This window comes from Paenibacillus taichungensis, assembly GCF_013359905.1.
GTDB classification, from domain to species: Bacteria; Bacillota; Bacilli; order Paenibacillales; family Paenibacillaceae; genus Paenibacillus; species Paenibacillus taichungensis.
In genome coordinates this window covers 65,543-81,249 of sequence record NZ_JABMCC010000104.1, presented here as the reverse complement: position 1 = coordinate 81,249, position 15,707 = coordinate 65,543, and the positions used below count along the sequence as shown (strand labels likewise).

Sequence of the window (15,707 nt, the reverse complement as noted above, 5' to 3'; positions counted from 1 at the left end):
CGCGGAGGGTGTTTTTTTTGCTTTCTAAAATATCTTAATAGAGAATTTGACCAGCGGGTCATTTTTTGATTTAATAGGTTGTATAATATTTGTACTACATTTGTATAATGTTTTTGCGTTTACCCGCTTGAACAGTTCAAGGGCGGTTTAATAATAGGTTAGAGACTATAGTACTAGAGATAGTTCTTAACATAGGAAAGGTGAGTGGCATGATACCGAATCAGCAACGTAAACGTGCAGCAGTCATTGGTGCAGGTCCGGGTGGACTTGCAGCAGCGATGTTATTGTCCGGCCAGGGGTACGAAGTAGATGTATATGAGAAACAGCCAGTCATCGGGGGACGTTCTTCCAGACTGGAGTTGGGCGAATATCGGTTCGACCGGGGTGCGACGTTTTTGATGATGCCTCAGCTGATTGAAGAGATGTTCGATGTTGTGGGACGCCAATTATCCGACTATGTGGAGATGAAAGAGCTGACTCCGCTGTATGCCCTGAACTTTGGCGATAAGGTGTTTAAGCCTTCCCGTAACCGTGAAGATACAGCCGCACAGATTAAGGAGCTTTTCCCCGGCAACGAGGACAATTACCTTCGATTCATGCAGGAAGAGGAAGTGAAGTTTGGCAAAGTTATGCCTTTGCTGCGCAGACCTTTCGGCAAGCTGGCAGATTATTTGCGAAGAGATGCCATGACAGCTCTGCCAAAACTCGATATTAACAATACGGTCTATGGCATTCTGTCCCGCTATTTCACGGATGAGCGCTTGCGCTGGGCATTCACGTTCCAATCCAAATACCTTGGCATGTCTGCATGGGATTGCCCGGGTACGTTTACGATTCTGTCGTTTATTGAGCACAACTATGGTTTGTTTCACCCTATTGGCGGCGTCAATCGCGTATTTCAAGCTATGGCTGATGTCGTTGAAGAATATGGAGGACGAATACATACATCCTGTCCGGTCAAACAGGTCATTGTTCGCAATGGTCGTGCAGAAGGCGTATTGCTTGAAAATGGCGAACGCATTGAAGCAGATCATGTCGTCGTTAATGCGGACTTTGCGCATGCCGTGAACCATCTGTTTGAACCTGGCGTACTTAAGAAATATACACCGGAGAAAATGAAGCGTAAAAAATTCTCTTGCTCCACAGCCATGCTGTATCTGGGTGTGGACGGTGAAGTGGATTTACCGCATCATTCCATCTATTTTCCCGAGGACTATCGACTGAACGTCGACGAGATTACGAAGCATAAAGTGCTGTCTGCGGATCCATCCCTCTATATTCATAACCCTTCCAGACTCGATCCGACGCTCGCACCGGAAGGAAAATCTGCATTATATGTTCTCATGCCTACGCCGAACCTTACCGGAGACATCGATTGGGAGGTGGAACGGGAGAATGTGCGGGAGGCGATGATGAAGCGGATGGAATCGATTCCTGAGTTGTCAGACATCCGCAGTCGTATTGAAGAATCCATGATGTTTACACCGCTGGATTGGCAAAATGAACTCGACGTGTACCGTGGAGCAACATTTAATATGGCTCATAATCTTGGGCAGATGATGTACCTGCGGCCGCATAACCAGTTTGAAGAGTTGAAAAGGGTGTGGCTGGTAGGTGGTGGAACACATCCGGGCAGTGGATTGCCGACCATCTTTGAATCAGCTCGAATCAGCGTGAAGCTGATCCAGGAAGAGGACGCTCGCAAGCGCTCAAAACCATCCTCGTATGTGAAAACGGCGGAAGCAGGAGGCCATTCATGAAACGGGCAGCCATTGTAGGTGCAGGTATTGGCGGACTGACTTCAGCGTTGCTTCTGAATCGACAGGGTTGGGACGTAACCGTATATGAACGGGGTTCCAGAGTTGGTGGTCGTATCGGCTATGAGCAGGAAGGGGACTATCGGATCGATCAAGGCCCGACCATCGTACTTCTGCCTGAGATGCTGCTTGGCATTTTGGAGGAAGCAGGGGTGGATCGTTCGAAGATTGAGCTGCTGCGTTGTGATCCATTGTACAGGGTGCATTATAGCAGCGGTCGTGTGATGACCAAAATGACGGCACGTGAACAGCAGGCCGAAGAGATTGAACGTCTCTTCCCTGGAGAAAGTCAGGGATTCTCGAAATTTATGAAAGATATGGACACGCTGTTTCCTGCGGGACGGGCTGCGTTTCTGGAACGGGCTTTTCCGCGAAAAAGGGATTTCTTCACTCCGTCTCTGATGTCCTTGATGGGCCGATTACGCGCGCACAAGAGTGTACGGAAGGCTGTAGGTGATTATTTTCAGCATGAGGAACTATTGGATGCATATTCGCTGCAAAGCCTTTATATTGGTGGATCTCCCTTCGGTACGCCGGGGATTTACTCCCTGCTTCCTTATGCAGAGCACGAATATGGCATCTGGATGGTGAAAGGTGGCTATGCTGCATTACCTACCATACTGGAACAGGAACTGATATCACGTGGTGGTCGCATCGTATTAAACACCGAAGTGACGGGACTGAATATTAAAAATGGTGTATGCGAAGGTATAGAAACCGCCGCAGGCGCAGAAAATGTGGATGCAGTTATCTACAATGGCGATTTCCCCCATCTGTCGGGTCTGCTTGGTCAGACGCCTGATGGTTCACGCAAACGAAAGCCATATCGTCCCTCATCGGGATGTGTGTTGATCTACGCGGGTGTAGACAAAACGTGGGATGATGCAACGACGCATCAGTTTTTCCTGCCTCCAAGTCTGGACGGCAGTTTGCGGGAAGTGTTCGACCAGCGCCGCATTCCGGCGAAGTCCTCTTTTTATGTATTTAATCCGGCTGCATTGGACGAGACGGCAGCTCCGCCAGGTCAGAGTGTGTTGTACTTCCTTATTCCGGTGCCGGATGCCAATGGTGTCGACTGGTCTCGGGAGAGCGAGGCGCTGGCAGAGCGTGTACTGGAAGAAGCGGAGCAACGCGGATTTCCGGGACTTCGTGAAGCGATTAAGTGGCAAAAAATACGTACACCCGCTGACGCTGAGCGTGACGGGCTGTATGGCGGTGGCAGCTTTGGCATCGCACCCGTATTGTTCCAATCCGGTGTATATCGTCCGCAACCGAAACCGTTCCCGGCAATCCGGGGACTATATGCAGCTGGAGCTTCTGTACATCCGGGAGGCGGGGTTCCTATTGTGATGCAAAGTGCACGGATGGCAGTGAATCAACTCATGAAGGAGATGGAAACATGAATGAAGCGATTTTGAACAAGTGTGAGGAATTAATGCAAAAGGGCTCGTCATCTTTTTATCAAGCCTTCAGAGGTCTGCCCAGCCCACGCCGCGAGGCCGTGTACGTGATCTATGCTTTTTGCCGTATGATCGATGACAGTGTGGATGAGCCGGAGCAGTCGCCCTATACGATTCATGAAATTCGCCATCTGTTCAATCTGTTGGAAGAAGCGGAAGGACACTTTATTTGGCCGGCATTACGATGGCTGTTTGCAAGTTTCCCTCATCTAGACAAGGGACCTTTTTTTCGTCAAATGGACGGTCAATTAACCGATCTTAAAGTGACGCATTATACATCAATGGAGGAACTGGAGCAGTATTGTTATCTGGTTGCCGGAACCGTGGGCGAGATGTTGCTACCTGTATTGCGGGATGATAACGGTGCAGACGTTGCGATGAACGGGATTGCGCTGGGCAAAGGTATGCAGATCGTCAACATTATCCGTGATGTGGGTGAAGACCGGGCAAGGCTCCGCCGCTATGTTCCGCTGGAGTTGATGGAGAAGCATGGATATTCCGAACAGGATTGGGCTAACGGTGTTGTTGATGAAAGGTTTAAAGCCATTATTCATGAATTAAAAGCAGCTGCCCTGGGCTGGTTCCGTATCGGTATGGACCGTCTGGATACGTATCCAACCGAAAGTGCATTTGCGATTGAGCTGGCAGCAGCCTTTTATTCGACTATTCTGCATGCGGTTGAGCGCAACGACTATGACGTGTATACGAAGCGTGCATTTGTCAGTGATGAACTGAAACTGGAGATGCTGGGTGCCATTGTGAAACGTTATCCAATGCTGGCTTACCATGCCTCCCGCACGGCGGTATCCTGATGGTTCAGGGCCTGTACTGGGCGTGGTATATCATCGGAGCGGTACTGATGCTGACGATCGGTGTTCCGGATGTACTGTCCTTCTCCAACGGATTGTTTCTAATCTTCTATGCACTGTATGTGCTGGATCTGATATATCAAGGACGGGAACGGTCAGGGTTGTCCGACCAGTCAGTCATTTGGATGAAACCTGGACTCTGGCTGGTTTCCTTTATTATATGGCTGGGCGGCATGGGGGTAGAATGGGTCGGCGTGCATACACACTGGCCCTTTGGCGAATATTCGTATTCGGACTTCTTCGGAATCCACCTGTTCAGTGTACCCGTTACATTAGGCTTTGCCTGGATTGCCGTGGTGGGTAACTCGGCTCTGCTCAGTGGCGGTGGATCGACCTGGACTGGCAAGCTGATTCGGGCGGTTAAGACCGGATTTTGGGCTATCGTGCTGGACTTGGTGCTGGACCCGGTTGCGCATGCCAGAGGATTCTGGCAATGGCAAGCTCCAGGTGGATTCTACGGAGTGCCCTGGACCAATTACATAAGCTGGTTTGTAATGGGAGCGTTTCTCTCTTTGTTTCTTCCCGCAATGCCTTCAGATCGAAACTCATTGCTGCGTGCGAAGTGGTTGTATCAGCTGTTTATTCTTTTGTTTGGGTTGTTAGCTCTCAAAGAAGGAATTACGGGCAGCTTCATCATTGCTATTGTAGGTGTGCTTCTTGCTGAGGGGAGCTGGCTATATGATTTGCGCCGTAAAATCAAAACCGTTTAACCGGATTTTTTCCTTATACAATCATTATTATTTGCTGCGGAGACGTTTTCGCTCATTTACACTATCAGGTTCATTGGACCCGCTGTTACCGAATACGGGTTCACCAATGGAACCGGATCAACCGGTCATCTATTTCATGAACCACAGCTCCTGGTGGGATGGTCTGTTGCTCTTTCATGCATCGCAGCAGACTTCCCGAGGCGATCATTATGTCATGATGGAAGAAGAGCAGCTGCGACAATATGCCTTTTTCCGTAAACTTGGCGCGTATTCAATCAACAAGGAGAATGCATCCAGCATTCGGACCTCCTTGCAATATACGACCGAGCTGCTTCACTCCGGCAAAAGGGTCTGGATCTTTCCCCAAGGGGAAATTCTGCATCAGGATGCGAGGCCAATTGAGTTTCGCCCAGGCATTGGTTTATTGCTACGCCGCTCCCCACGCGCCGTAGCTGTACCTGTGACTTTGTGTCATGGCATGGTTCAGCATGATTTGCCGGAGGTATCGATGCAGGTGGGTACGCCTGTGATAGAAGAATGGAAGGCATGGAAAAGTGAAGAGATTGCGACCAGATTGAGCAGGGTGCTGGAGAAGCAGTTGAATGATCATAAATCAGAGCTGGTACGCATCGGGCAGGGGAGTTTGCCGGGTGCTTTTCCACTGATTCGCCATGTGCGTTCAACAAGTGAAAAATACGATGCGGCACGAAAGCGGGTGAACCGTTAGCGATGAGTGCATCTGAAATAGGTTGGATCATACTGACTTGTGTATTGGGCGTTCAGTTGATGTTTGCAATATGGAACGTCTCCTGTCTGCCCAAAGTACGTTCATTCAACGCAGATGAATTGAAAGACAAGGATATCCTGGTATCTGTGCTAATTCCTGCCCGCAACGAGAAACTGCACATTCAAGGATGTGTGGAAAGTGTGCTTGCCAGCGATACATCCGGATTCCAGATGGAAGTACTGGTGCTGGATGATCGCTCCGAAGATGAGACCGCAGCCATAGTTCAGTCGATTGCCGATCATGATCCACGTGTACGCCTGCTGCATGGTGTGGAGCTTCCCGCAGGATGGATGGGGAAATCTCATGCCTGTCACCGACTGGTGCAGGAGGCCAAGGGTGAATGGTTTATGTTCGTGGATGCCGATGTTCGCTTGGGACCTGAGGCCATCCGGCAGACTATTGCTGCGGGGTGTGAGCAGGGCGGCGGCCTCGTAACGGGATTCCCCTATCAGGTCACGAAGACCTGGATGGAAAAGCTCGTTGTACCCATGATGGTGTTCACCATCATCAGTCATCTCCCCATTTTCATGATACGCAGATCATCTAATCCGATGTTTGTAGCCGCTACAGGGGCGTTTTTGCTCATTCACCGTTCCAGTTATAAGGCCTCGGGTGGACATGCTGCAATCCAGGCTGATCTGGTCGATGACATGAGTCTGGCGAAGGCGGTTAAGCGTGCGGGACATCCCGTTATGCTGGCCGATGTTCATGATGTGACAAATACACGAATGTACCAGAATGGTGCAGAAGTGTGGAACGGCTATAAGAAAAACATGTACGAAGGTATGGGGCGCAAAGATGTGCTGCTGTTAGGCACGATACTGATGTATACACTGATGTATATTGTGCCTCCACTCGGTCTGATGATCGGTTTGTTGACCGGGAATTCTACTTCCATCATCTATGGTCTTGTGGGGACCGTACTCGGGATGGCAGTTAAAAGGGTATCGGATCACGCTGGAGGACAACCCTGGTGGCTTGCTTTCCTGCAACCGATTAGCATGGCATGTGTCATTGCGATCGGCATCGCTTCCTGGCAGGCAGGTCGTTCCGGCAAGGGGTATGTATGGAAAGGTAGGCGGTACAGTTGAAGGGTAACGTCATTATTATCGGAGCAGGATTTGGAGGTCTATCGTGTGCCATTCGGCTAGCTTTGCAGGGCGTACGGGTCACCATTCTGGAGCGGCAGGAGCGGGTTGGTGGAAAGCTGCAACAGATTGAGCAGGATGGATATCATTTTGACCGAGGACCAAGTACGATCACGATGCCCGCAAGCTTCCGTTCCGTCTTCGATCACGCAGGTGTGGAGATGGAGGATTACGTTCAGTTATATGAGCTGGAACCACGTACACGTAATAGTTTTGCAGATGGGACCGTGGTCGATTTGTCGGGCAATCGAGAGAGGATGAAGGAGCAGATTGCTGCCTACAGCGCAGAAGATGCGGCTCGTTATGATGCATTTATGGATGAGTCTGCTGCGCTGTATGCGGAAGCTAATCGTCATTTTCTTGGAAAGCTACTGTTGTCGCCCAAGGATAAATATAATCTTCGAATGCTGCGCAGTCTGCTGCGCGTACGACCTACAGTGAAGCTGGATAAGCTGCTGCGTTCTTATTTCCAACACCCTCATACCCTTGCGATGTTCGGTCGGTATGCTACCTATGTTGGGTCATCACCATATCAGGCGCCTTCAATCTTTGCCATGATGGGTCATGTGGAAGCAGAAGAGGGCATCTATGGGGTCAAGGGTGGAACCTATCAACTCATAGAAGCCATGACACGGCTTGCACAGGAAAAAGGGGTGCAGATCGTTACTGGCATCGAAGTCCGGCAAATTGTTGTCAGGAATGGCAAAGTGGCAGGTGTGGATACGGATCAGGGCTTCCGGGAAGCTGATCAGGTTGTTGCAAATGGAGATGTGCTCAGCGTCAATCGGCTGCTGCTTGCGCCAGAATATCGCAAACAGATGAGCGATGAGCGAATTCGCAGGTATGAGCCGTCGATTTCGGGGTTCGTGACACTGGCTGGTGTGCGGAGACAGTATGAATCCCTGCTGCACCATACCGTCTTTTTCCCGGAACGGTATGAACCGGAGTTTGACCATATTTTCCGTGACCGAAAAATGCCTGCCGATCCCACGATCTACATCTGTTATTCCGGTTATTCGGAAGCGGGTATGGCTCCAGCGGGAGCCAGCAATCTGTTCATTCTGGTGAACGCTCCGTATTTGTCGGACTCCTGGCATTGGGATGAGCAGATGGATCGTTATGGAGAATTGGTGTTGGAGAAGCTGGCCGACCGGGGGATTACGGGATTGAAGCAGTCGGATGTCCTGATCCGGTACACGCCACAGCATATAGAACGGGATACCCTTGCCCATCAAGGGTCGATTTACGGCATCTCGTCCAACTCCGTGAAGCAGACCTTCATGCGCCCCGGCAACAAAAGCAAGGATGTACAAGGACTGTGGTACGTGGGTGGCACGACGCATCCGGGCGGCGGAACACCGATTGTGACATTGTCCGGGCAACTTGTTGGAGTGCAACTTGCATCGGAAATCGTAACGTAAGTTATAGAAGAGATTCATTTAACAGAATGACTTACCCAACCTCCAAATATCTGAGTAGCAAATATGAATTGGACCTCGAAATTCAAGTTATTGTTGGGTTTCGGGGCACCCTTTCCATTGCCGGGCCGGAAACGTTATACTGGTAGAGTTGACGCGTTGAGTGTGATTATTATTTATAATATAGATCCAAATCATACCGTTTGTACGTTACATAATAAGAATTAATATTTTGAGAATCTCTCTGCTGTATCGGGCAAAATCCTGAACGGAACCTAGCCGGAACTGGCAATTATCCTGTCCATCAGCACTATTCTCACATAAGGAGGTCTCATCATGAATGAACAAGAGCGAGCCGGCGAACGGCTGCTTCCCGAGGTGGCTACGGGGGAACGGAAGCTGGAACATGTGCGCCTCTGTCTTGAAGAGAATGTTGCAGGAGAAGGGGTAACCAGCGGAATGGAGCGGTATGCTTTTCGTCATAACCCGTTACCTGAATTGAATTTTGAAGAGGTAAGTCTGGAGACTGCGTTTATTGGCAAAAGGGTGCGCACACCCCTGCTCATCAGTTCGATGACGGGTGGAAGCAAGACAACGGGCGCCATCAATGAGCGCCTAGCCCGTGTGGCGAACGCCCGAGGCTGGGCACTCGGCGTAGGTTCAATTCGGGCTGCCGTGGAACAGCCCGAGCTGGCAACGACCTTTGATGTGCGGCGCTGGGCACCGGATATTCCGGTCATCGCGAACCTTGGAGCGGTGCAGCTAAATTACGGCTTCAACACTGCTGATTTTCAGCGGGCCGTTGAGATTGCTGGCGCAGATATGCTGGTGCTGCATTTGAACAGTTTGCAGGAAATCTTCCAGCCTGAAGGCAATACGGATTTTAGCGGATTACTTCATCGAATTGAGGATTTGTGTCAGCAATTGGACGTGCCTGTTGGCGTGAAAGAAGTGGGTTTTGGCATCGATGGAGTAACGGCACAGCGATTGTACGAAACAGGTGTGGCCTTTATCGATGTGGCTGGAGCAGGTGGTACAAGCTGGGTGCAGGTCGAGAAGTTCCGAAATTCTAATCCGGTTCGTCGTGCGGCGGCAGAAGCCTTTGCAGATTGGGGTATTCCGACAGCGGAATGTATCCGTGAAGTCAGGGCGGTAAATCCAGCGGGTGCCTTGATTGGCAGCGGTGGATTGTACACAGGCGTTGATGCGGCCAAAGCCCTCGCGCTCGGAGCCGATCTCGCTGGATTTGGACGATCTCTGCTCGAATCCGCGGTTGCTTCCGATGATGCGCTGAATGAGCGGCTGGAACAGGTTGAATTCGAGCTGCGTACCGTGATGTTTGGTATTGGTGCAGGACAGATCGAGGATTTGAAGCAGACGTCACGTCTGGTGGAACGGCGTTGACTCGATTTGGTTATATGTGAGCTGAGCTAACGAATTGGATGCATTTTATTATGTGCATTTGCTTGGGATGAATAGACTAACGAACCTTAGACACGCTATTCCTGCAAACCGTATGATGTGACATGCAAAATGAGGGTATAAAGCGTATGTGGTTCGTTACCCCGCCAATTCTGTGCAATTAAGATCTAATAGAACGTGTGTGATTCGTTACAAGTTGATAACTTTAACGTGTTAAAAGTGGCACCCCGTCAGGTCATGGCGTATTGGGGAGCCTCTTTTTGTTGTTAAACCAGGGAAAAAAGGCTACATACATTCTTCTTTCACAGTTATCGTTTCGTTGGTTACAGTTACATAGGAGTTGCCAGACAAGTATTCGGTATAACCGCAAACCGTCTTGTTATAGGTTTCACCACGGCTATCCGTAAATTCCAGATAGATGGATCCTTCACCGGAGAGTCGCAGCTGTGGAGCGAACTTCACTTGTTCACCGCTGGGTACACCTTTCTTTAAGGTGTATATCTTACCCTCTTTGTTTGTATTGGACGAGTCAACGCCGCTGCTCACACGTGCTGTAATATTAGAGAGATCATATTCGGACTGATTATAAATTGTGATCCTTAAATGTCTAAAGGGGTCCATCGCCTGGTAACCCATAGAAATAACTAATCCAATGAAGAGAATCACGGTAGATAGGATGATTATTTTCCTTTTTGAAAAGGGACGACGCGTATTCATAAGTATTCTGCTCCTTTCTCTTATATAGATATAGACAGAGGGAGGTAACTAAAAGTTGTATAGGAATTTGCAGATGAACGTGGGAACAGGGGCTTGAATTGTGGATTGCGCATTAAAATGGATGTTATAATAGGGCCGTTCGGCTCCGGATTTAGAATGAAAGCCTAAAAATAGACCGCTTCCTTTTGCCGAGGGCGGTCTATTTCCGTTTGTTTGTAAGTATCAAGACAATTAGAGTCGCAAATGAAATCATTAGCGTCATTTTGTTGAATAGGATAACATATTTAGATAAGGCTCTAATGTAGTGAATACATCACCAGAACTGTATACATATTTATGAATGTGGAGGGATACTTTTGATGAAGCTAACCACAATGAATCAAGAAGAATATGCTAATTTCCGTATTCGCTCAATTAAAGATTTTGCAGAAGAGAAAGTGGAGGTGGGTACTTGGGCTGCGGAAGAGGCGCAGGGACTTGCGGAGGCATCCTACGACAAATATTTGCCTGAAGGGCTGAATACACCGGGTGCTTACCTCTATAATCTGGTACATGCCGTGGACGGGAATGTGGGTTATATCTGGTTTAACGTTACGGATAACCGCCGTGGCAAAGACGCTTTTTTGCTAGATATTGTGGTCGAAGAAGCCTATCGGGGCAAGGGTTATGGTACAGAGACGATGGAGGCACTTGAAAGGGAAGCCTTGAGTCTTGGCGTAGATCGCATTGGTCTGCATGTGTTTGGACATAATGTGCGGGCAAGCAGCCTGTATCGCAAGATGGGGTACGAGGTAACCGATCTAACGATGTACAAGGAAATCAAAGGGTAAACCTAAACACGGATAATCTAAGTCAAACGTATGATCTACGCAAAACGAATCATCCGCAGTAACCGGGGATTTCGGGAAGTGGATAGTACTCTGGTCGAATTGGCGAAGTTCCTTGATGCCTTGGGGTTTGTCATATATAATGTATAGGATTATCCATACCGAACAAGTAATCAATGAGGAGTTGTCATATACATGGCTTTGAAAGCTGGAATCGTGGGCTTGCCTAACGTAGGTAAATCCACACTGTTTAACGCAATTACACAAGCTGGTGCTGAATCGGCAAACTATCCGTTCTGTACGATTGACCCTAACGTGGGGATCGTTGAAGTACCGGACGAGCGTTTGGACAAATTGACAGAACTCGTTGTACCGAAAAAAACGGTACCAACGGCGTTTGAATTCGTAGATATTGCAGGTCTTGTTCGCGGAGCGAGCAAAGGCGAAGGTCTTGGTAACAAGTTCCTTGCACACATTCGTGAAGTAGACGCGATTGTACATGTGGTGCGCTGCTTTGTAGACGAGAACATCACACACGTCGATGGCAAAATTGATCCGGTAAGCGACATCCAAACGATCAATCTGGAGCTGATCCTGGCTGATATCGAGAGTGTTGAGAAAAAAATCGATCGTTCCAAGAAAAACATGAAGGGCGGCAACAAGTCAGCTGCTCAGGAAGTGGAAGTACTGGAGAAAGTGAAGGCTGTTCTCTACGAAGACAAGCCAGCACGCAGCATGGAGCTTACAGACGAAGAACGCCTGATCGTACGCGATCTGCATTTGCTTACGCTGAAGCCTGTTCTGTACGCAGCCAATGTAGCTGAGGACGAAATCGGTGATGTGGCGAACAATGCTTATGTGCAAAAAGTAAGAGAATTCGCAGCTGCTGAAAATGCAGAAGTGGTGCCGATCAGTGCGAAAGTGGAAGAAGAGATCTCGGAGCTTGAAGGCGAAGATAAACAAATGTTCCTGGAAGAGCTCGGCATCGAGGATTCCGGTCTGAACCTGTTGATCAAAGCTGCTTACAAATTGCTGGGTCTGTATACGTACTTCACAGCAGGCGTACAAGAAGTTCGTGCTTGGACAATCCGTAAGGGTACAAAAGCACCTGGCGCAGCGGGTGTCATTCACACCGACTTCGAGCGCGGATTCATCCGGGCAGAGGTTGTTTCCTACGACGATCTGGTTGCTGCTGGTTCCATGAACGGTGCGAAAGAACGTGGACAACTTCGTCTAGAAGGTAAAGAGTATGTTGTCAGCGACGGCGACGTTATGCACTTCCGCTTCAACGTCTAATCTCGATAATCTAGATAAGAAAACATACTTGAATTTACGAGTATAGCAGCTCTGTCGTCTTCTCTTGAAGATGGCAGGGCTTTTTACATAGGGCAAAATATTCTTCAAGTAGCCTAAAGTATTCAATAATAAAATTGTCTGTATATCCTGTACATCCTACTGGATTGTTTACTCGCTCTGGATATAATAAAAGGAAGAAGGCTCATGGGAGGTGGCAAGTTGGAGAAACAGTCGAAGTACGTTCGATATAACCAAACGCTTGTGCAAACAGCTCGTTTGCCTGAGGAGACGGAGGAACTATTATTGAAATTCGGCTTGCCACAGCTCCGTCTGGATGATGAGAACTTGCTCGGTATACATTTTAAACCTCTGACAGAACAAGGTCTCATAAGGACTCGGGATGATCGGAAAACGTTACTTCCTATTGGCTATGAGTATGAGGAGACGTCAGCTATATTGGGACTGGAAACGGATGTGGGTACGCTCTACAGGGTGGATGTGCAAACGGGAGAGTACAGCCTCATGAACTCCAATCTGACTCTATTTATCGAGTTTCTGCAAAGGTATGTTGCATTTATTAATGAGAATTCGGAGAGCTACGAGCCAACTGTGATGACGCTCGAGCAAGCACAGGCGAAGCTGGCTGCTTTTCGGCGGGGTGAGATTATACCTTCACAACAATCTTCTTCTCAATCGGCGAGGAAGCTTGTGTTAAAGCAACTTCGTTTATTATTTGTGGAAAAGGACCCGATGAGTGTCTTGAATGAGGATACATGGTGGAGTGTTGTGCTTGAGCAGCTGGAGGATGATCTCTTATAGTCCTTTGCAAATCAATTTGGTTACTTAGAATAAGTGAATCAAAATTTGGATGCAGGATCCGCAAACAGTTGCTATTCAGGAACATAAGAATATGCTATAATTAAGAGTCGTATACCTATGTTAAATTTCACGCCTCAGCTTAATGAGTTGAAGCGGGTTGATACCGGGTACGCGATTTCTTTTATATAACTTAAAAGTAAAGGATTTGATGACGTTGTAGCGATGTTATACGTCGATCATAAAATGAAATGTTACGGTCAGGGATTTCTGTGAACTCCGTGCCTTGTGAAATATAAATGGTCTGATAACGCATCAATGAATGCCTATCGGAATCGAATGAAATTTGAATGCTGGAACGAAAATAACGCGTGAGGTGACTATACATGTTTGATAAATTACAGGCGTTAGCCGACCGTTACGAGAAACTCAGCGAGTTGCTGTGTGACCCGGATGTAGCAAGTGACAACAAGAAGTTGCGGGAATATTCCAAAGAACAATCGGATCTGCAGCCTACCTATGAAGCATACAATGAGTACAAACAAGTGAGCCAGGATCTTGAAGCTGCGAAAGAAATGCAGGGCGAGAAACTGGACGACGAGATGCGTGAAATGGTCAAAATGGAAATTGATGAACTGAGCACTCGCCAGAAAGAACTGGACGATCTGATTCGTGTTCTCATGCTGCCCAAAGACCCGAATGATGATAAAAACGTCATCGTTGAAATTCGTGGAGCTGCTGGTGGCGATGAAGCGGCGTTGTTTGCAGCGGATCTCTATCGGATGTACACACGTTATGCCGATACGCAAGGCTGGCGCGTCGAACTGATGGACGTTAACACAAATGATCTGGGCGGCTTCAAAGAGGTTGTATTCCTCATTAATGGACGCGGCGCTTACAGCAAAATGAAATACGAAAGTGGCGCACACCGTGTGCAACGTATTCCTACAACGGAATCGGGCGGCCGGATTCATACGTCTACTTCCACAGTAGCGGTTATGCCTGAAGCCGAAGATTTCGATATTGAAATCCATGATAAAGATATCCGTGTAGATACGTTCTGTTCCAGTGGTGCTGGTGGACAATCGGTTAATACCACGAAATCGGCTGTACGGGTAACTCACGTTCCAACGGGAATTGTGGCTACTTGTCAGGATGGTAAATCCCAGAACTCGAATAAGGAAAAAGCATTGCAGGTTCTGCGTACGCGTATCTTTGATATGATGCGTCAGGAAGAAGAAGCGAAGATTTCGAGTGAACGGAAGAGCAAAGTGGGTACAGGTGACCGCAGTGAGCGGATTCGTACCTATAATTTCCCACAAAGCCGTGTTACGGATCACCGTATCGGTTTGACGATGCACAAGCTAGATCAAATCATGAATGGTGAGATTGCTGATATCGTGTCTGCGCTGACGATTGCCGAGCAGACGGATATGATGGATAGAGGAGAATAATGCTGTGACCCGCGCGCAGTTTGTCATGACGCCGGAACAGAGTTGTCGGGAAGCCTTCGTGGAGGCTTCCTCTTTTTTGGAGAAGTGCGGCGTGTACGAGCCGCACAACAATGCCCGGCTGCTGCTGGAACATGTACTCGGCCGCGAAGGGGCCGAGTACTATATGATGCAGCCGGAGCCCTTTCCCAGCGATCTTCGTAGTCGCTGGGAAGACGCCGTCACGCGTAAGGCTGCAGGTGAGCCGGCGCAGTACATTATCGGCAGCCAGGAGTTCTACGGGCTGCCGTTCGAGGTAACGCCGGCCGTGCTGATCCCGCGGCCGGAGACTGAGCTGCTGGTCGAGGCTGTGCTGCGCGAAGCCGACCGCGTGTTTCCCGGCGGCGCTCCGCTCGCCGTCGACATTGGCACGGGCAGCGGCGCCATCGCAGTGACGATGGCTTCGCAGCGCCCGCGCTGGCAGGTAGGCGCCGGAGATATCTCGGCGGCTGCCCTGCAAGTGGCCGCGCGGAACGCGGCCGCGAACGGGGTACAGATCGACTTCCGTGAAGGCGATCTGCTGGCCCCGTTCGCAGGGGCACGGGTGGACATCCTGGTGTCCAACCCGCCTTACATCCCGGCGGCAGATATCGCCGGGTTGCAGCCCGAGGTGCGCGACCATGAGCCGCGCACGGCACTGGACGGCGGCCCGGATGGACTGGGGCCGTACCGCATTATGCTGGAGCAGCTGGCGCTGCTGCCTGCACCGCCGCAGATCATCGGTTTTGAGCTGGGTCAGGGACAAGCCGGGGACATCGCAGCTCTGCTTGAATCGGCCGGATATTGGCCGGAAATTATCGTCGTGCCAGACCTTGCAGGCATTGAACGGCATGTACTGGGTGTTCGTACTTCGGAACAGGTGACGAAAATGTAAGGTTCCACGGGTTTTCTTTTTGACGTGAAATCCTCTACAATGAGATATACCGAAGA

The 15,707-nt window shown here is 49.3% G+C and carries 14 protein-coding genes; 13 read left to right on the top strand and 1 reads right to left on the bottom strand.

Going from position 1 to position 15,707, the window contains the following annotated elements; all coding sequences use genetic code 11:
• Nucleotides 1–209 precede the first annotated feature (209 nt).
• The 8 genes from HP548_RS08725 (at nt 210) to fni (ending at nt 9,613) form a co-directional block, all read left to right on the top strand.
• Nucleotides 210–1,760, top strand: coding sequence for a phytoene desaturase family protein (locus tag HP548_RS08725; RefSeq protein ID WP_175381419.1), 1,551 nt, complete (start codon nt 210–212; stop codon nt 1,758–1,760).
• Complete coding sequence (locus tag HP548_RS08720; protein WP_175381418.1) at nt 1,757–3,220, top strand: phytoene desaturase family protein; 1,464 nt, start codon at nt 1,757–1,759, stop codon at nt 3,218–3,220. The genes HP548_RS08725 and HP548_RS08720 overlap by 4 nt, the downstream gene beginning before the upstream one ends.
• Entirely contained in the window at nt 3,217–4,089 is an 873-nt protein-coding gene (locus HP548_RS08715; protein WP_175381417.1) for a phytoene/squalene synthase family protein, read from the top strand. The genes HP548_RS08720 and HP548_RS08715 overlap by 4 nt, the downstream gene beginning before the upstream one ends.
• The gene (locus tag HP548_RS08710) at nt 4,089–4,856 is read left to right on the top strand and encodes a carotenoid biosynthesis protein (protein ID WP_175381416.1); all 768 of its coding nucleotides are present in this window, start codon (nt 4,089–4,091) and stop codon (nt 4,854–4,856) included. The genes HP548_RS08715 and HP548_RS08710 overlap by 1 nt, the downstream gene beginning before the upstream one ends.
• Entirely contained in the window at nt 4,825–5,583 is a 759-nt protein-coding gene (locus tag HP548_RS08705; RefSeq protein WP_175381415.1) for a lysophospholipid acyltransferase family protein, read from the top strand. The genes HP548_RS08710 and HP548_RS08705 overlap by 32 nt, the downstream gene beginning before the upstream one ends.
• Before the next feature lie 2 nt (nt 5,584–5,585).
• The gene (locus HP548_RS08700; protein WP_175381414.1) at nt 5,586–6,734 is read left to right on the top strand and encodes a glycosyltransferase family 2 protein; all 1,149 of its coding nucleotides are present in this window, start codon (nt 5,586–5,588) and stop codon (nt 6,732–6,734) included.
• A complete protein-coding gene (locus HP548_RS08695; protein WP_175381413.1) occupies nt 6,731–8,212 on the top strand; it encodes a phytoene desaturase family protein in 1,482 nt (493 codons plus the stop codon). Before HP548_RS08700 ends, HP548_RS08695 begins: the two co-directional genes overlap by 4 nt.
• A 333-nt stretch (nt 8,213–8,545) precedes the next feature.
• A complete protein-coding gene (fni, locus tag HP548_RS08690; protein WP_175381412.1) occupies nt 8,546–9,613 on the top strand; it encodes a type 2 isopentenyl-diphosphate Delta-isomerase in 1,068 nt (355 codons plus the stop codon).
• 303 nt (nt 9,614–9,916) lie between these two features.
• Here the strand turns inward: fni and HP548_RS08685 are convergent, their stop codons facing one another.
• Entirely contained in the window at nt 9,917–10,348 is a 432-nt protein-coding gene (locus HP548_RS08685) for a hypothetical protein (RefSeq protein WP_175381411.1), read from the bottom strand.
• Between the two features lie 359 nt (nt 10,349–10,707).
• Between HP548_RS08685 and HP548_RS08680 the strand changes: the two genes are divergently transcribed.
• From HP548_RS08680 to prmC, 5 genes are all read left to right on the top strand, one after another.
• A complete protein-coding gene (locus HP548_RS08680; protein ID WP_175381410.1) occupies nt 10,708–11,178 on the top strand; it encodes a GNAT family N-acetyltransferase in 471 nt (156 codons plus the stop codon).
• Between the two features lie 192 nt (nt 11,179–11,370).
• On the top strand, nt 11,371–12,471 hold the full coding sequence (ychF, locus tag HP548_RS08675; protein ID WP_063566964.1) for a redox-regulated ATPase YchF: 1,101 nt from the start codon (nt 11,371–11,373) through the stop codon (nt 12,469–12,471).
• A 219-nt stretch (nt 12,472–12,690) separates the two neighbouring features.
• Complete coding sequence (locus tag HP548_RS08670; RefSeq protein WP_175381409.1) at nt 12,691–13,290, top strand: SUKH-4 family immunity protein; 600 nt, start codon at nt 12,691–12,693, stop codon at nt 13,288–13,290.
• A 383-nt stretch (nt 13,291–13,673) separates the two neighbouring features.
• Entirely contained in the window at nt 13,674–14,741 is a 1,068-nt protein-coding gene (gene prfA / locus HP548_RS08665; RefSeq protein WP_063566965.1) for a peptide chain release factor 1, read from the top strand.
• Between the two features lie 25 nt (nt 14,742–14,766).
• Nucleotides 14,767–15,651: a peptide chain release factor N(5)-glutamine methyltransferase gene (gene prmC, locus HP548_RS08660; protein ID WP_175381525.1), complete on the top strand. Its 885-nt coding sequence runs from the start codon at nt 14,767–14,769 to the stop codon at nt 15,649–15,651.
• Nucleotides 15,652–15,707: the final 56 nt, after the last annotated feature.

What these genes read in the sequence shown, in the direction of transcription:
- prfA (WP_063566965.1), top strand. Translation starts at nt 13,674, where the DNA reads ATGTTTGATAAATTACAGGCGTTAGCCGACCGTTACGAGAAACTCAGC.
- fni (WP_175381412.1), top strand. Translation starts at nt 8,546, where the DNA reads ATGAATGAACAAGAGCGAGCCGGCGAACGGCTGCTTCCCGAGGTGGCT.
- HP548_RS08720 (WP_175381418.1), top strand. Translation starts at nt 1,757, where the DNA reads ATGAAACGGGCAGCCATTGTAGGTGCAGGTATTGGCGGACTGACTTCA.
- ychF (WP_063566964.1), top strand. Translation starts at nt 11,371, where the DNA reads ATGGCTTTGAAAGCTGGAATCGTGGGCTTGCCTAACGTAGGTAAATCC.
- HP548_RS08710 (WP_175381416.1), top strand. Translation starts at nt 4,089, where the DNA reads ATGGTTCAGGGCCTGTACTGGGCGTGGTATATCATCGGAGCGGTACTG.
- HP548_RS08715 (WP_175381417.1), top strand. Translation starts at nt 3,217, where the DNA reads ATGAATGAAGCGATTTTGAACAAGTGTGAGGAATTAATGCAAAAGGGC.
- prmC (WP_175381525.1), top strand. Translation starts at nt 14,767, where the DNA reads ATGACGCCGGAACAGAGTTGTCGGGAAGCCTTCGTGGAGGCTTCCTCT.
- HP548_RS08700 (WP_175381414.1), top strand. Translation starts at nt 5,586, where the DNA reads ATGAGTGCATCTGAAATAGGTTGGATCATACTGACTTGTGTATTGGGC.
- HP548_RS08680 (WP_175381410.1), top strand. Translation starts at nt 10,708, where the DNA reads ATGAAGCTAACCACAATGAATCAAGAAGAATATGCTAATTTCCGTATT.
- HP548_RS08685 (WP_175381411.1), bottom strand. Translation starts at nt 10,348, where the DNA reads ATGAATACGCGTCGTCCCTTTTCAAAAAGGAAAATAATCATCCTATCT.
- HP548_RS08705 (WP_175381415.1), top strand. Translation starts at nt 4,825, where the DNA reads ATGATTTGCGCCGTAAAATCAAAACCGTTTAACCGGATTTTTTCCTTA.
- HP548_RS08725 (WP_175381419.1), top strand. Translation starts at nt 210, where the DNA reads ATGATACCGAATCAGCAACGTAAACGTGCAGCAGTCATTGGTGCAGGT.